16 protein-coding genes are annotated in these 15,337 nt (G+C 46.8%); 13 read left to right on the top strand and 3 right to left on the bottom strand.

Annotated elements, in window-relative coordinates:
- Window positions 1-49 precede the first annotated feature (49 nt).
- The 3 genes from H8Z76_RS04430 to H8Z76_RS04420 form a co-directional block, all read right to left on the bottom strand.
- Window positions 50-349 (bottom strand): hypothetical protein, encoded by a 300-nt coding sequence (locus H8Z76_RS04430; protein WP_022516317.1) that lies wholly within the window; start codon window positions 347-349, stop codon window positions 50-52.
- A 28-nt stretch (window positions 350-377) separates the two neighbouring features.
- Entirely contained in the window at window positions 378-650 is a 273-nt protein-coding gene (locus H8Z76_RS04425; RefSeq protein WP_147618031.1) for a hypothetical protein, read from the bottom strand.
- Between the two features lie 303 nt (window positions 651-953).
- Window positions 954-1,193, bottom strand: coding sequence for a hypothetical protein (locus tag H8Z76_RS04420; protein ID WP_022516314.1), 240 nt, complete (start codon window positions 1,191-1,193; stop codon window positions 954-956).
- A gap of 256 nt (window positions 1,194-1,449) precedes the next feature.
- Here H8Z76_RS04420 and H8Z76_RS04415 point away from each other — a divergent pair, with 256 nt between their 5' ends.
- The 13 genes from H8Z76_RS04415 to H8Z76_RS04355 all read left to right on the top strand — a co-directional run bounded on the left by H8Z76_RS04415 (window position 1,450) and on the right by H8Z76_RS04355 (window position 15,334).
- The gene (locus H8Z76_RS04415; protein ID WP_186981763.1) at window positions 1,450-2,832 is read left to right on the top strand and encodes a beta/alpha barrel domain-containing protein; all 1,383 of its coding nucleotides are present in this window, start codon (window positions 1,450-1,452) and stop codon (window positions 2,830-2,832) included.
- A 17-nt stretch (window positions 2,833-2,849) separates the two neighbouring features.
- Entirely contained in the window at window positions 2,850-3,512 is a 663-nt protein-coding gene (locus tag H8Z76_RS04410) for a GntR family transcriptional regulator (protein ID WP_022516312.1), read from the top strand.
- A gap of 21 nt (window positions 3,513-3,533) precedes the next feature.
- Window positions 3,534-4,745: an NADP-dependent isocitrate dehydrogenase gene (locus H8Z76_RS04405; RefSeq protein WP_022516311.1), complete on the top strand. Its 1,212-nt coding sequence runs from the start codon at window positions 3,534-3,536 to the stop codon at window positions 4,743-4,745.
- A gap of 31 nt (window positions 4,746-4,776) precedes the next feature.
- A complete protein-coding gene (gene abc-f, locus H8Z76_RS04400; RefSeq protein WP_186981762.1) occupies window positions 4,777-6,699 on the top strand; it encodes a ribosomal protection-like ABC-F family protein in 1,923 nt (640 codons plus the stop codon).
- Window positions 6,700-6,801: 102 nt separating this feature from the next.
- The gene (locus H8Z76_RS04395) at window positions 6,802-7,443 is read left to right on the top strand and encodes a redox-sensing transcriptional repressor Rex (protein ID WP_147618033.1); all 642 of its coding nucleotides are present in this window, start codon (window positions 6,802-6,804) and stop codon (window positions 7,441-7,443) included.
- Between the two features lie 21 nt (window positions 7,444-7,464).
- The gene (locus H8Z76_RS04390) at window positions 7,465-8,106 is read left to right on the top strand and encodes a hypothetical protein (protein WP_186981761.1); all 642 of its coding nucleotides are present in this window, start codon (window positions 7,465-7,467) and stop codon (window positions 8,104-8,106) included.
- A 52-nt stretch (window positions 8,107-8,158) separates the two neighbouring features.
- Window positions 8,159-9,655: an NAD(P)H-hydrate dehydratase gene (locus tag H8Z76_RS04385; protein WP_186981760.1), complete on the top strand. Its 1,497-nt coding sequence runs from the start codon at window positions 8,159-8,161 to the stop codon at window positions 9,653-9,655.
- A 24-nt stretch (window positions 9,656-9,679) separates the two neighbouring features.
- A complete protein-coding gene (gene alr / locus H8Z76_RS04380; RefSeq protein WP_186981759.1) occupies window positions 9,680-10,849 on the top strand; it encodes an alanine racemase in 1,170 nt (389 codons plus the stop codon).
- A gap of 81 nt (window positions 10,850-10,930) precedes the next feature.
- Entirely contained in the window at window positions 10,931-11,278 is a 348-nt protein-coding gene (locus H8Z76_RS04375; protein ID WP_147618181.1) for a type II toxin-antitoxin system PemK/MazF family toxin, read from the top strand.
- Window positions 11,279-11,352: 74 nt separating this feature from the next.
- Entirely contained in the window at window positions 11,353-12,279 is a 927-nt protein-coding gene (locus tag H8Z76_RS04370) for a hemolysin family protein (protein ID WP_022516304.1), read from the top strand.
- Window positions 12,280-12,319: 40 nt separating this feature from the next.
- Entirely contained in the window at window positions 12,320-13,048 is a 729-nt protein-coding gene (locus tag H8Z76_RS04365) for a YebC/PmpR family DNA-binding transcriptional regulator (RefSeq protein ID WP_147618038.1), read from the top strand.
- A gap of 228 nt (window positions 13,049-13,276) precedes the next feature.
- On the top strand, window positions 13,277-14,035 hold the full coding sequence (locus tag H8Z76_RS04360) for a CFI-box-CTERM domain-containing protein (RefSeq protein ID WP_186981758.1): 759 nt from the start codon (window positions 13,277-13,279) through the stop codon (window positions 14,033-14,035).
- 15 nt (window positions 14,036-14,050) lie between these two features.
- Window positions 14,051-15,334 (top strand): O-acetylhomoserine aminocarboxypropyltransferase/cysteine synthase family protein, encoded by a 1,284-nt coding sequence (locus H8Z76_RS04355; RefSeq protein WP_186981757.1) that lies wholly within the window; start codon window positions 14,051-14,053, stop codon window positions 15,332-15,334.
- Window positions 15,335-15,337 lie beyond the last annotated feature (3 nt).

The following is a 15,337-nucleotide window of genomic DNA, read 5'->3' as shown; positions in this document are numbered from 1 at the left end:
ATAAAAGAGCTGTGGAAATGCGAGACTTATTTTCACAGCTCTTTTTCTGTCAGCGTTTCTTCATCTGCTGCATCATTAGGAACTGCTGCGCCATTTTTAACATTTTGTCGGTGCGCGTGGCTTCTTCCTTTGACATATTCTGCTTTAACACTTCGATCAAAAGAGAGCTTTCTTCTTTGGAAAAGGAAATGTTTTTTCCCTTTGCCGTCTGGATCGCCTGCATAAGGCTCTGCGCGGCGGAGTTCGCGTTGTTTCCGTGATCCGCCATCGCGAATTCGATCAGAAACTGCTTTTTTTCTTCGGAGAGCTGCTGAAACTGTGGCAGCATGGTGAGAAATGAGATATCCATAATTGATTTCCTTTCTGATAGATCTGTTTTAGTTGAAGAGCACCTCGTAAGTGGAGAGCATCTGGATCATATTGAGTGCCATATCGATGTTCTCCTGCTCTTTGGGTGTGCAGTAGCCACGAATGTCAGCGAGCATCTGCGATATCCGCTCCTGTGGGTCGGTGGAGGAGCATACCTGCATGGAGGGAGCTTTTCCGTTAAACAGAGAAGCTGTTTTCTGCAGTTCCATAAATTTTATCATGAGCGCGAACATACGCTGCTGACCGGGCATGAGATAGGGAATCATTGTCTTGAAGATCATAAGTTCCCTGCTTTGCAGCTCCCGGTCGAAAGGAGTAAAGGTAGATTCATTTTCCATAAAGTTGTCTTGGACCATCCTTTTTTGTTTTATTCTATGAGACAGATGGAATGCCTATGCCCAAAACCGGAAGACGGCATATAATAAAAAAGGAGGGAAAAATATGAAAAAACTTGTGATCGAAGGCAATGATGTCTATGAAATAGATGAGGAGTGCATCCGGCAGAAGCAGAAAGAGAAAGAAAGTGGAAAGGAAAAAGAGGACTTGAAATAAGCCCTCTTTTTCCTGCTTTAAGACTGACCGGATCAGCAGCCGAAGCCACAGCCGTTTCCGTTGCCACATCCGCCACAGCAGAAGAGCAAAAGGATGATCCAGATGCAGCTGTTGTTTCCACCACAGCTGTCGTTTCCGCAACCGCCGAAGCCATTGCCATTACCACAGCAGCAGAAGAGTAAAATCAGGATAATGAGCCAGGAACAGTTGTTTCCATTGCCACATCCGCTTTCACATCCACATCCACAGTTTGTTGCTGCTAAATCACTCATATTGTAACCTCCAGGTTTTGATTTACAATTCATCATATGTGGGCTGCTTGTATGTGTTTCCGGTACCAAATGCAAAAATAGAAAACTTTTCGGGTGACGGAAGAATATGCGCCAAAACAGTCGGAAAAACCGGAGAAAAATAAATAAACATACACACAACGTGCATAAAAATAAAATAATTCAAATCTCGTATTGACAAATACAAGTATAATTGTATACAATAATACAAGAAGCAAAGGCAAAGGAGATTGTTGATATGAGAGAAGTTGTAATGAACGATAAGACGAATCTGCTTCAGTTAGAGGAGCATTTTTACCAGCTTGCAGACGTAACAGAGCCGAATACATTCCGAAATCTGTTTCCATATACGGAGATTCCGAAGATTGCATTCAATGACCGTATTGTGCCGCATAATATGCCGGAGGAGATCTGGATCACGGACACAACCTTCCGTGACGGACAGCAGTCGAGAGCACCGTATACGACAGAGCAGATCGTGACGATTTACGATTATCTCCATAAACTTGGCGGACCGAAAGGAAAGATCCGTCAGAGTGAGTTTTTCCTTTACAGTAAAAAAGACCGCGACGCGGTATATAAATGTCTGGAACGCGGATATAAGTTCCCGGAAGTTACAAGCTGGATCCGCGCGAGCAAACAGGATTTCCAGTTGGTAAAAGATCTCGGACTGCGTGAGACCGGTATCCTGGTCAGCTGCTCGGATTATCATATTTTCTATAAGATGAAGATGACGAGACGCGAAGTTATGAACCTGTACTTGAGTGTCATCCGTGAATGTCTGGAGACCGGGATCAGCCCACGCTGCCATCTGGAGGACATCACGCGTTCGGATATCTATGGTTTTGTGATCCCGTTCTGTCTGGAACTCATGAAACTGATGGATGAGTATAAGATCCCGATCAAGGTGCGTGTCTGTGACACGATGGGATATGGCGTGAATTTCCCGGGTGCCGTGATACCGAGAAGTATCCCGGGCATCATTTACGGACTTACCACACATGCCGGTGTGCCGAGCGAACTGATCGAATTCCACGGACACAATGATTTCTATAAGGCAGTCAACAACTCGACGACTGCATGGCTGTATGGCGCGTCCGGCGTCAACTGCGCACTGTTTGGAATCGGTGAGCGTACCGGAAATACACCGCTTGAGGCAATGGTATTTGAGTATGCGCAGCTGCGTGGAACGCTGGATGGCATGGACACCACGGTCATCACAGAACTTGCGGAGTATTATGAAAAAGAACTGAATTACCATATCCCGGATCGTACGCCGTTTGTCGGAAAGAATTTCAATGTCACAAGAGCCGGCATTCATGCGGATGGCCTGTTAAAGAATGAGGAGATCTACAATATTTTCGATACCGAAAAATTCCTAAACCGTCCGGCACTGGTATCGGTATCCAATACCTCCGGACTTGCTGGAATCGCACACTGGATCAATTCCTACTATCGTCTGAGCAAGGACAGATGGGTGGATAAGAATTCCGAGCTGGTAAAGATGATCAAAGAATGGGTAGATAAGCAGTATGAAGAAGGCCGTGTAACTGTTCTTACAGACAATGAACTTGTAGTTGAGATTACGGACTGCTGCAAGAAGCTGGGTATTGTATTATAAAAAAGGGAGGCTATGATGTGGCTGATGACAGATACTCTTTGAGTACCAAAGTATTTCATACGATAAGAGAGGACATATTATCAGGAAAATACCGCTATAATGAGGAGTTAAAGGAAAAGACGATCGGGGATGAATTAGGTGTCAGCCGTACGCCGGTGCGGGAAGCGCTGCGCCAGCTGGAACTGGAAGGACTGGTAACGATCATTCCAAACAAGGGAGCCTATGTGGTCGGAATTTCCAAAGAGGATATCCAGGATATCTATGAGATCCGTTCGAGGCTGGAAGGGCTGTGCGCGAAGTGGGCATGCAGCCATATCACGAAAGAACAGCTGGATGAACTGGAGGAAAACATCTATCTCTCGGAATTTCATGCGGGAAAAGAGGGGCATGCGGAGCAGATCTTAGAGCTGGATAATAAGTTTCATGAGATCTTATACGAGGCATCTGAAAGCCCGGTATTAAAACATACGCTGTCAGATTTTCACCATTATGTGCAGCGGGTGCGCAAGATCACGCTGGCAGATCCGAAACGGGCGGTCGCGTCCAATGAGGAGCACCGCAAGATCGTTGAGGCATTAAAGGCGAAGGACAGCAAAAAAGCGGAGGAACTTGCAACGATCCATATGATGAACACGATCCAGAACATGGATCAGTATGGATGGGATAATTTATTAAAATAAAAAATATTGGAGGAAGCGAACATGGAAAAAATCAAGATGAGCACACCGTTGGTAGAGATGGATGGAGATGAAATGACCAGAATTCTCTGGCAGATGATCAAGGATGAATTACTTCTTCCGTTCATTGATTTAAAGACGGAATACTATGACCTTGGACTGGAACACAGAAACGAGACAAACGATCAGGTCACCGTGGATTCAGCCAATGCCACAAAGAAATACGGCGTTGCGGTAAAATGTGCGACCATCACACCGAATGCGGCGCGTATGACCGAATATAACTTAAAAGAAATGTGGAAGAGCCCGAACGGAACGATCCGTGCCATCCTTGACGGAACCGTATTTCGCGCTCCGATTCAGGTAAAAGGCATTGAGCCGTGTGTAAAGAACTGGAAAAAGCCGATCACGATCGCGAGACATGCGTATGGTGATGTATATAAAAACGTGGAAATGAAAGTGCCGGGTGCAGGTGTTGCGGAACTGGTGTTTACTGCGGAAGATGGAACCGTGACAAGAGAGACCATCCATGAATTTAAAGGACCGGGCGTGATCCAGGGTCAGCATAACTTAGACGGCTCGATCGAGAGCTTTGCAAGAAGCTGCTTTAAGTACGCGCTCGATACCAAACAGGATCTGTGGTTTGCAACCAAAGATACTATCTCTAAAAAATACGATCATACGTTTAAGGATATTTTCGCGGATGTTTTTGAAAAAGAGTTTAAAGCCAAATTTGATGAGGCTGGAATTGAGTATTTCTATACACTGATCGATGACGCGGTTGCCCGTGTTATGAAATCAGAGGGGGGATTTATCTGGGCTTGCAAGAACTATGACGGAGATGTCATGAGCGATATGATCTCCTCCGCGTGCGGCTCACTTGCCATGATGACTTCCGTACTGGTTTCCCCGCAGGGCTACTATGAATATGAAGCGGCACACGGAACGGTTCAGCGTCATTATTACAAACATTTAAAAGGTGAGGAAACATCCACAAACTCCGTTGCCACCATTTTTGCATGGAGTGGAGCACTCAGAAAGCGCGGAGAATTGGATCAGATCCCGGAACTTGTGAATTTTGCAGATAAACTGGAAAAGGCTTGCCTTACCACCATTGAATCTGGTAAAATGACAAAGGATCTGGCACTGATCACCTCATTGCAGGATCCGACCGTATTAAACAGCGAGAATTTTATTAAAGCAATAAGAGAAACATTAGAGGCATCCCTTTCCTAACTGGAAGGGATGTCCCTTTTAGGAGGAAATTATGATCTTAGCCTGTCAGAATATCAGTAAATCCTTTGGGACAGACGAAATAATAAAAAACGCGTCTTTTCATATCGAGGAAAATGAAAAGGCGGCGATCGTCGGGATCAACGGCGCCGGAAAATCAACCATGTTAAAGATCATCATGCAGGAGATCGATGCGGATGAGGGAACGGTGACGGTTGCGAAGGGAAAGACGATCGGTTATCTGGCACAGCATCAGGAACAGGATTCGGACAAAACGATCTACGAGGAAGTGCTTTCCGTCAAACAGCCGGTGATCGAGATGGAAAAACGCCTGCGGGCGATGGAAGATGCCATGAATGGCTGTGACGCGGATGAGATGGAAAAACTGCTTGCCGATTATAATAAACTGAACCATGAATTTGAACTGCAGGAAGGCTATGCGTATAAAAGTGAAGTAACGGGCGTCTTAAAGGGACTCGGCTTTGGAGAGGAAGATTTTGACAAGAAAATGTCGGAACTTTCCGGCGGACAGAAGACCAGAGTCGCTTTGGGACGTCTTTTGGTGACAAAACCGGATATCATTCTCCTCGATGAGCCGACCAACCACCTGGATATGAATTCAATCGCATGGCTGGAAACCTATCTGATGAATTATAAAGGGGCAGTCATCATCGTATCGCATGACCGGTATTTCCTTGACCGGGTCGTGACAAAGGTGATCGAGGTGTTCCAGCACCGGGTTTCGGTCTTCCTTGGAAATTATTCCGACTACGCCGTAAAAAAGAAAAGCGCCAGAGAGGCACTGCTGCGGCAGTATTACAATCAGCAGCGTGAGATCAAACATCAGGAAGAAGTGATCACAAAATTAAAATCCTTCAACCGTGAAAAATCCATCAAGCGGGCGGAAAGCCGTGAAAAAATGCTCGATAAGATGGAACGCCTGGAAAAACCGGTCGAAGACAACACGGATATCCACATTACATTAGAGCCGAATATCGTAAGTGGAAATGACGTGATGAAAGTGGAAGGACTGGCAAAGCAGTTTGACGGCAATTACCTGTTTTCCGGAATCGATTTTGAAATCAAGCGCGGAGAGCGTGTGGCGCTGATCGGCAATAACGGAACCGGAAAGACGACGATGTTAAAGATCATAAACGGTCTGATCGCGCCGGATGGCGGAGAAGTACGGCTTGGAACCAATGTTCACATCGGCTATTACGATCAGGAGCACCATGTCCTTCATATGGAAAAGACACTGGTGGAGGAGATCTCGGATGATTATCCGTATCTGAACAATACGCAGATCCGCAATGTCCTTGCCGCTTTCCTTTTTACCGGGGATGATGTGTTTAAGCGGATCGGTGACCTGAGCGGTGGAGAACGCGGACGGGTGTCCCTTGCGAAGCTGATGCTCTCGGAAGCCAATTTCCTGATCCTCGATGAGCCGACCAACCATCTGGATATCACATCAAAGGAGATTCTGGAATCTGCACTGAATCAATATACCGGAACCGTGTTTTTCGTATCGCATGACCGTTATTTTATCAATCAGACCGCAACGCGTGTCCTGGATCTTACGGGAAAAACAGTGATCAATTACATTGGAAATTACGATTACTATCTGGAAAAGCGTGAGGAACAGACGGCGTTCCATGTAACTGCCGGGCAGGCGGAAGCGCGTGTGCCGGAAAAAACAAGTGCCGTGAAAATGGACTGGGAACAGCAGAAAAAAGAGCAGGCAAGGATCCGCAAACAGGAAAATGCAATCAAAAAAGTAGAGGCGGACATTGAAGCAAAAGAACAGGCAATCGCAGAGATCGATGAGAAGCTGGCAGATCCGGCAATCGCAACCAATTCGGCAAAATTAAATGAACTTGGCAGCCTGCGCGCAAAGGAGCAGGAGGCTTTGGATGAACTGTACGAGCAATGGGAGACATTGTCCTCAGAGCTCGGATAAACAAATTGTGAAAAAATTGTCGTTAAATTTTTGACACATTGACAGTCCGACCGGAAAAACATATAATAAGTACATCAATGGAATGACCAGTCAGGGGGTACTATCGTGGGAAAAGAGATTTCACAGGCAGTAATTCGCAGAATGCCGCGATATTACAGATATTTGGGAGAACTGCTCGATGAAGGCGTGGAACGTATTTCTTCCAATGAGTTGAGTTCCAGGATGCAGGTCACCGCTTCCCAGATCCGGCAGGATCTGAACAATTTTGGCGGTTTTGGACAGCAGGGCTATGGCTATAACGTGAAATATCTTTACGAAGAAATCGGAAAGATACTGGGATTGAATGAAAAACACAATATCATTGTGATCGGTGCCGGAAATCTGGGTCAGGCACTGGCAAATTATGTAAAATTTGAAAAACTCGGTTTTGTGATCATCGGACTGTTTGACGTAAACCCGGCATTAAAGGGCACGCTGGTCCGTGGGATCGAAGTGCGTATGTTAGATGAACTGGCAGATTTTGTGAAAGATCACAAGGTGGATATTGCGACGCTTACCATGCCGAAAGAGGCTGCGGATTCGGTGGCGGATCTGGTAGTCAGCCTTGGCATCCATGCAATATGGAACTTCGCGCATGTGGATCTTCAGGTGCTGGATGAGAATGTTGTAGTAGAGAATGTACATCTCTCCGATAGCCTGATGCAGTTGTCTTATAACATTGTAAAGAGTCATACGAAAGAATAAAACATAAGGTGCAAAAGATATATGGGGGACAAAAAAGAATTTAAAGAAGCATTGTCCGGCAAAAAAGTGCCGTTACTTACCCTGGATCAGAAGTGGCATCAGTTGTTTGAACGAAACGGAAAACCTATCCGGGTACAGAGGCTTGAGGATAAGATCAAGGGGCTGTTGACGAAACAGGCGCGGGCAAATCAGAAATATCAGGATCTGAAAAAATTAAAAAATACGCTGATGGACAATATCGTTTTGAATATGAAGGGAACGGAAGAAAATCAGGGAGATACGGTATCGGCAAAACGACTGGAGGAGGATCGCAGGCTGATCGATGAGATCAACGGAAAGATTGCGGCCTGCGAAAAGGAGCTGGACGAGATCCCTGAAAAAATAGACGAACTGAACCGTACCCTGATGTTGGAGACGATGGATTATTGTTACCGCGAGATGAAAAGCAATGCGGAGCAGATCAAATTTTTGTCAGACTGGCTTGCAAGAACAAGGCGGGAGATCAAAAAGAATGTCGTGATCAAGCAGAACAGGGAGATCATGAACCGGCAGCTTTATGCGTATATGCATGATATCTTCGGTGCGGACGTGATCGATATCTTTGATCTGAAATACCACAGTCCGGGGGGAGATTTTGACGATGACCCGGAAGAAAAAGAATGATCGATGGAGACGCTTCGCCGGAGGGCGGGGCGTTTTTTAAAGAGGTGACAGGATGGAATACCTTGTAAACGCGCGGGAAATGAAAAACTGCGACAAAAATACGATTGAATTTTATAAGATGTCATCTGACGTGCTGATGGAGCGGGCGGCGCTTGCGGTTGTGAAAAAGATCAGACAGCAGGGGTATGACACGACACAGGTGCTTGTGGTATGCGGGACCGGAAATAATGGCGGCGACGGAGTAGCCGTTGCGCGCATTCTGTATGAACAGGGCGTTTCGACGCGTATCCTGCTTGCAGACGCGTCACACGCATATTCGGATGGCATGAAAAACCAGCTTGCCATAGCAGAAAACTATGGAGTCCCGATACTGACGGAATGGGAAGAAGCTGCGGATACACTGATCGTTGACGCAATCTTCGGGATCGGGCTTTCGAGACAGATCGAGGGAAAGACGGCAGATCTGATCCGGAAGATAAATGAAAAAAATGTGCCGGTTGTCGCGGTGGACATTGCGTCCGGGATCTCTGCGGACAATGGAGCGGTACTTGGCTGCGCCGTGAAAGCGGATATGACGGTCACATTCGCGTTTAAAAAGTTAGGGCAGCTGTTATATCCGGGAGCAGACTATACCGGAAAGCTTTTTGTATGTGATATCGGGATCACAAAAAAGAGCTGGTTAGAGAAAAAGCCCTCTTATTTCGCACTGGAAAAAGAGGATTTAAAGAATCTTCCGAAACGCGAAAACAGATCCAATAAAGGAAGTTATGGAAAGGTGCTTCTGATTGCAGGATCCTCGGATATGGGAGGAGCGGCGGTCTTCGCGTCTGCGGCGGCGTATGCGTCGGGCTGCGGACTGGTCAAAGTAGTTACCGCGGAGGAAAACCGCACGGCACTGCTTACCAAAGTCCCGGAGGCAATCCTTTCCACCTATGCGGGAAAGAAGCTTGACCGGAATGAACTGATAACGTCTGTGAAATGGGCAGATGTGGTTGCGATCGGCCCCGGGATCGGGACAGATACCGTGGCACGGGAAATGGTAAAGACCGTGCTTGAGGTGGCTGCCGTCCCGATCGTTATGGATGCGGATGCCTTAAACATCCTTTCGGAAGATATCAATGTCCTGTTAAGACCACACACCGAGCTTATCGTGACACCGCATCCGGGCGAAATGGCAAGGCTTGCCTGCGCGTCGGTATCGTATGTCAAAGATAACCTGATCGCGCAGGCGGAGGAATTTGCGCGCGCGTACAATGTCATATGCGTGTTAAAGGACGCGAGGACGGTATGTGCCATTCCCTATGGAAAGACATATTTAAATCTGACCGGGAACCATGGCATGGCGACGGCGGGAAGCGGGGATGTGCTCTGCGGACTGATCGCCGGGCTTACGGCACAGGGGATACAGCCGGAATCGGCGGCACCGCTTGGTGTCTGTATCCACGGGCTTGCAGGGGATATCATGGCAAAAAAGACCGGGTATCACGGCCTGATGGCGGGTGATCTGCCGGCAGGAATCAAAAAAGTAATGAAAAAATTCGAAATATAAGAAATGAAATCGAGGATGAGAAAAGTGAAAATGTATAGCAGAGTATATGCAAAAATTGATCTGGATGCGATCCACCACAATATGGAAGCCATGCACGCGTTATTGAAAGAAGATACTAAGATATTTGCCGTGATCAAGACGGACGGCTACGGACATGGCGCGGTTCCGATCGCAAAAGAAATAGAATCCCTTGATTATCTGTTCGGTTATTGTACGGCAACCGTGGAAGAGGCACTGATCCTGCGCAATCACGGGATCAAAAAGCCGATTCTGATCTTAGGATATACTTTCCCGGAGGAATATGAGGACATCGTGAAAAATGATCTGCGTCCGGCGGTATTTACGCTTGAAATGGCACAGGAATTATCGGACGTTGCCGGGCGGCTTGGCAAAGACGTCTATGTACACATCAAGGCGGATACCGGCATGAGCCGGATCGGTTTGCAGGTAAACGAAGAAAGCGCAAAGACCGTTGCAAAGATCGCGGCAATGCCGCATATGATAATGGAGGGGATCTTTACGCATTTCGCAAGAGCGGATGAGCGGGATAAGACCTCCGCACATCACCAGATGGATGAGTTCAACCGTATGATCGAGCTGTGCAAAAAAGAGGGCGTTACCTTTTCCTACCATCACTGTTCAAACAGCGCAGGTATCGTAGATATGCCGGAAGCGAATATGGATATCGTGCGCGCGGGCATTACGCTCTACGGACTCTGGCCGTCCGATGAGGTGGAAAAAGAACGCATTGATCTGCAGCCGGTTCTCTCCTTAAAGAGCCATGTCGCGTTCATCAAAAAGCTGGAAGCGGGACGCGAGATCAGCTACGGCGGGATCTACACGACAAAAGCGGAGCGCGTGATCGCAACGATCCCGGTTGGCTACGGGGACGGATATGCCAGAGGACTTTCCAATAAGGGAGAGGTGCTGATCCACGGACAGAGAGCAAAGATCTGCGGCAGAGTCTGTATGGATCAGTTTATGGTGGATGTGACGGATATCCCGCAGATTCAGGCGGGGGATGAAGTCACTCTGGTCGGAACAGACGGAACGGATGAGATCACCCTGGAGGAACTCGGAGATCTTTCGGGACGTTTTAATTATGAGTTCGCTTGCTGCCTTGGCAAACGTATTCCGCGCGTATTTTATAAGGATGGAAAGATCCTGGCGCAGAAGGATTATTTTGAAGAATAAATAAAAACACACAAGAATCTGTATACGCTCGATAAAATTGGAAATACTGCTAGTATAACCTGATATTATGGAGTGATGAAAATAATGATTCGACGTGGAGATATCTATTACGCAGATTTAAGACCGGTGGTCGGTTCGGAACAGGGCGGGATAAGACCGGTTCTGATCGTCCAGAATGATATGGGAAATAAGCACAGCCCGACCGTGATCTGTGCTGCGATCACATCGCAGATGCACAAGGCGAAGCTGCCAACGCATGTGGAGCTGGACTGCCATAAATGTGAGATCGTCAAAGATTCCGTGGTTTTGCTGGAACAGCTTCGCACGATCGACAAGCGGCGGCTGAAGGATAAAGTATGTCATCTGGACAACGAAATTTTATTTAAAGTGGATAAGGCACTGGAGATCAGTCTGGAGCTTTATACATAGATTCCTTGACTTATATGCCATAAAATGGTATATTTCAGATGTTTGTATACAAAATTGATAAAGGAGTACAGGAGATGGACGATGGCGCGAATCCCCATTTGGGAATAATCGGTCGTATAGTAAAATTTTTAAAAGAAATGTGGCACAGACTCCCGTTTGTGCAGAAAGAAGATGTGACAGAGGAAGAGATCATTTCCATGGTCAATGAAGGCCATGAGCAGGGCGTGCTTTTGGAAAGCGAAGCCGAGATGATCCATAACATCTTTGAGTTTGATGAAAAAGAAGCAAAGGATATCATGACGCACCGGAAAAACATTGCGGCACTGGATGATAAGGCAACACTGGAAGATGCCATTCATTTTATCGTGGAAAGCCGCTTTTCCCGGTGCCCGGTATATCAGGAGAGCATTGACAATATTGTCGGTATCTTACATATCAAAGAAGCGCTTGCTTTCAGCCTGAATGCTTCGCTGTACCACACACCGATCTCGGAGATCAAAGGACTGGTGCGCGAGGTGCATTTTATCCCGGAGACGCGAAACATTAATGCGCTGTTCCGTGAAATGCAGTCGGCGAAAAACCATATGGTTGTTGTCGTGGACGAATACGGACAGACGGCAGGTATTGTGGCAATGGAGGATATTTTAGAGGAGATCGTCGGAAATATCCTGGATGAACATGATGAAGAAGATATCATGATCGAAAAACAGGCGGATGGCACTTATCTTATGAACGGCATGGCGCCGCTTGAAGATGTGGCGGAAACACTGGGTCTGGAACTGGATACCGATGATTACGATACCTTAAACGGATTTCTCATTTCACTGATCGACAAGATCCCCGGGGATGATGAGGTATTTGGCGTGAAATACGGCGGATATGAGTTTGAGGTAAAACAGGTGGAAGATAAGATGATAAAATCTGTAAAAGTGCGCCGCCTGCCGGATGCAGAGGCGGATACGGATACTTCTTGTCAGCAGAACGAAAAGATGATAGAATAGTATAATACAGGAATAAATTATTAGAAAAGAGGAATTATATATGTCAGGACATTCCAAGTTTGCCAATATCAAACATAAGAAAGAGAAAAATGATGCGGCAAAAGGAAAAATCTTTACCATAATTGGAAGGGAGATCGCGATCGCGGTAAAAGAAGGCGGATCGGATCCGGCGAATAACAGCAAACTGCGTGATGTCATCGCAAAGGCAAAAGCAAACAATATGCCGAATGATACCATTGACAGAGGAATCAAAAAGGCAGCGGGAAGTGCGGATGCCGTAAACTACGAGACAGTTACATACGAAGGTTATGGACCGAGCGGTACGGCAATTATCGTAAAAGCACTGACGGACAATAAAAACCGTACAGCAGCGAATGTAAGAAACGCATTTACCAAGGGTCAGGGAAGCATTGGTACACAGGGCTGCGTTTCCTATATGTTCGATGAGAAAGGGCAGATCATCATCGCCAAAGAAGAATGCGATATGGACGCGGATGATCTTATGATGCTCGCACTGGATGCCGGAGCAGATGATTTTAACGAAGAGGACGAGGATTACGAGATCCTCACTGCGCCGGATGCATTCAGCCAGGTACGCGAGACACTGGAAAAAGAGAATATTCCAATGGCAAATGCAGAGGTTACGATGCTGCCACAGACCTATGTGGAACTTTCCGATGAAAAAGATCTTACCAATATTCAGAGAATCCTTGATCTTCTGGATGAAGATGATGATGTTCAGGAAGTATATCATAACTGGGATGAATAAAAAGTACCCGCACCCGGTATCGGGATAGATTCCTGATACGGGTGCTTTCTTGAATCATAGGAAATTCCTTCCTATGATTCAAAAACGCTCAGCGGGGATGCGCAGCTCGCGGAGATGAAGTTTATGTTGAACATACCGCTCGCGCGCGAAAGTGTGCGGTAAGCGCACACTTTATTTATTTTAGGGGGATAAAACAGATATTGTTTATCTTCTGGAGGCTTTTCATACATGGATGAAACAATTACCGGCTTTATGGATGCACTGCATGCCGTGGAAGATCCGATAAAAAATTTTAAAAAGAACACTTACGAGGCACAGTTCCGTCAGTTTGAAAAAGAACACGGAGTCTGTTTTAAAGATCTGGAGCAAAGCGTATTATCCGGCGAAGACGGCGGAACGCGAAAGCTTTCACAGATGGCGGAAATGATCGCAGAGAAAGTGGCGGAGGAGCTGCGCGCGCTTGCCAAAGAACGGTTTCGCCAAAACCGTCTGATGGATTACAATATGGTGCTCGTAACCTATTATTTCCCGGCGGCACTTGATCTGATGCCGCAGAGTGGAACGCAGTTTGTGGATCATATGATCCTGGCGTGGAAAGAGCAGTTCCCGCAGACCGATTTAAAGCCTGCGACCTTTGAGGAGATCAATGCCGGATTCCGGCAGCGCTACTGTTATATTACAACGGCAGTCTGTAAGAGCCTTGGCAAGACGGACGAGTGCTATGAGTTAAACCTGCTGCGGAATTACCGGGATGATTATCTGAGCAGACAGAAAAATGGAAAAGAACTGATCCGCCGCTATTATGATATCGCACCGACGATCGTGAAAAGGATCAACCGGAGAGAAGACTGCGCGGTGATCTATCAGGATATCTGGCAGACATACTTAAAACCATGTATTGCATATATTGAGCATGGAAAAAAGAAGGAATGTATGGATCTGTATACGAATATGGTATATGATCTGCAGGAAAAATATTTCATGTGACCAAAGGAGAAGAAAATGGGAGACAATTACAGTATTGAGACAAAATGTATCCAGTCAGGCTGGAAGCCAAAGAAGGGGGAGCCGCGGATCCTTCCAATCTATCAGAGTACAACGTTTAAATATGATACCAGTGATCAGATGGGCAGACTGTTTGATCTGGAAGAGGAAGGATATTTTTACACAAGACTGCAGAATCCGACCAACGATGCGGTCGCTGAAAAGATCGCGGAACTTGAGGGCGGCGTTGCCGCAATGCTGACATCTTCCGGACAGGCAGCCAATTATTACGCGATCTTTAATATCTGTGAGGCGGGAGATCATATCGTTGTCTCCAATTCTGTTTACGGAGGCACGTTCAATCTGTATGGCACGACGTTAAAAAAACAGGGGATTGAATGTACCTTTGTCAATCCGGATGATCCGTATGAGACGCTGTGTGAGGCATTTCGGCCGAACACCAAAGCGGTATTTGCGGAAACGATCTCGAATCCGTCACTGGTTGTACTTGATATCGAAAAATTCGCGCGGCTCGCGCATGAGCATGGCGTTCCGCTGATCGTTGACAATACGTTCGCAACTCCGATCAACTGCCGCCCGTTTACCTGGGGCGCGGATATCGTAACACATTCCACGACAAAGTATATGGACGGACATGCAATGACTGTGGGCGGCTGTATCGTTGACAGCGGAAATTTTGACTGGATGGCGCACAAAGACAAATTCCCGGGACTTACGACGCCGGATGAATCCTATCACGGCATCGTTTATGCGGAAAAATTCGGAAAGAAAGCGTACATAACAAAGGCAACCGCCCAGCTGATGCGTGACCTCGGATCGATCCCGTCTCCGATGAATGCGTTCCTCTTAAATGTGGGTCTGGAGACACTGCATCTGCGTGTGCCGAGACACTGCGAGAACGCGACAAGAGTTGCGGAGTTTTTAAACGCGCATGAGAAAGTTGCGTGGGTAAATTATGCAGGGTTAGAAGATAACAAATACCATACGCTTGCGCAGAAATATATGCCGAACGGAACCTGCGGAGTTATTTCTTTTGGTTTAAAGGGCGGCAGAGAAGTAGCGGTTCGTTTTATGGATCATTTGAAACTGGTTGCGATCGTGACGCATGTGGCGGACGCAAGAACCTGCGTGTTAAATCCGGCGAGCCATACTCACCGTCAGATGACAGACGAACAGTTAAAAGAAGCGGGAATCGAACCGGATCTGATCCGTCTTTCCGTCGGAATCGAAAACGCGGATGATATCATTGCGGATTTAAGCCAGGCAATGGAAACGGTATAACAA

This window comes from Roseburia yibonii, from assembly GCF_014297335.1.
GTDB classification, from domain to species: domain Bacteria; phylum Bacillota; class Clostridia; order Lachnospirales; family Lachnospiraceae; genus Roseburia_D; species Roseburia_D yibonii.
Note: the sequence above shows the minus strand (reverse complement) of the source record. Positions and strands in the feature narration are given on the sequence as shown.

Coding starts and splice junctions, on each gene's coding strand:
- H8Z76_RS04430 (WP_022516317.1), bottom strand. CDS start 349: ATGGATATCTCATTTCTCACCATGCTGCCACAGTTTCAGCAGCTCTCC.
- H8Z76_RS04425 (WP_147618031.1), bottom strand. CDS start 650: ATGATCTTCAAGACAATGATTCCCTATCTCATGCCCGGTCAGCAGCGT.
- H8Z76_RS04420 (WP_022516314.1), bottom strand. CDS start 1,193: ATGAGTGATTTAGCAGCAACAAACTGTGGATGTGGATGTGAAAGCGGA.
- H8Z76_RS04415 (WP_186981763.1), top strand. CDS start 1,450: ATGAGAGAAGTTGTAATGAACGATAAGACGAATCTGCTTCAGTTAGAG.
- H8Z76_RS04405 (WP_022516311.1), top strand. CDS start 3,534: ATGGAAAAAATCAAGATGAGCACACCGTTGGTAGAGATGGATGGAGAT.
- abc-f (WP_186981762.1), top strand. CDS start 4,777: ATGATCTTAGCCTGTCAGAATATCAGTAAATCCTTTGGGACAGACGAA.
- H8Z76_RS04390 (WP_186981761.1), top strand. CDS start 7,465: ATGGGGGACAAAAAAGAATTTAAAGAAGCATTGTCCGGCAAAAAAGTG.
- H8Z76_RS04385 (WP_186981760.1), top strand. CDS start 8,159: ATGGAATACCTTGTAAACGCGCGGGAAATGAAAAACTGCGACAAAAAT.
- H8Z76_RS04370 (WP_022516304.1), top strand. CDS start 11,353: ATGGACGATGGCGCGAATCCCCATTTGGGAATAATCGGTCGTATAGTA.
- H8Z76_RS04365 (WP_147618038.1), top strand. CDS start 12,320: ATGTCAGGACATTCCAAGTTTGCCAATATCAAACATAAGAAAGAGAAA.
- H8Z76_RS04360 (WP_186981758.1), top strand. CDS start 13,277: ATGGATGAAACAATTACCGGCTTTATGGATGCACTGCATGCCGTGGAA.
- H8Z76_RS04355 (WP_186981757.1), top strand. CDS start 14,051: ATGGGAGACAATTACAGTATTGAGACAAAATGTATCCAGTCAGGCTGG.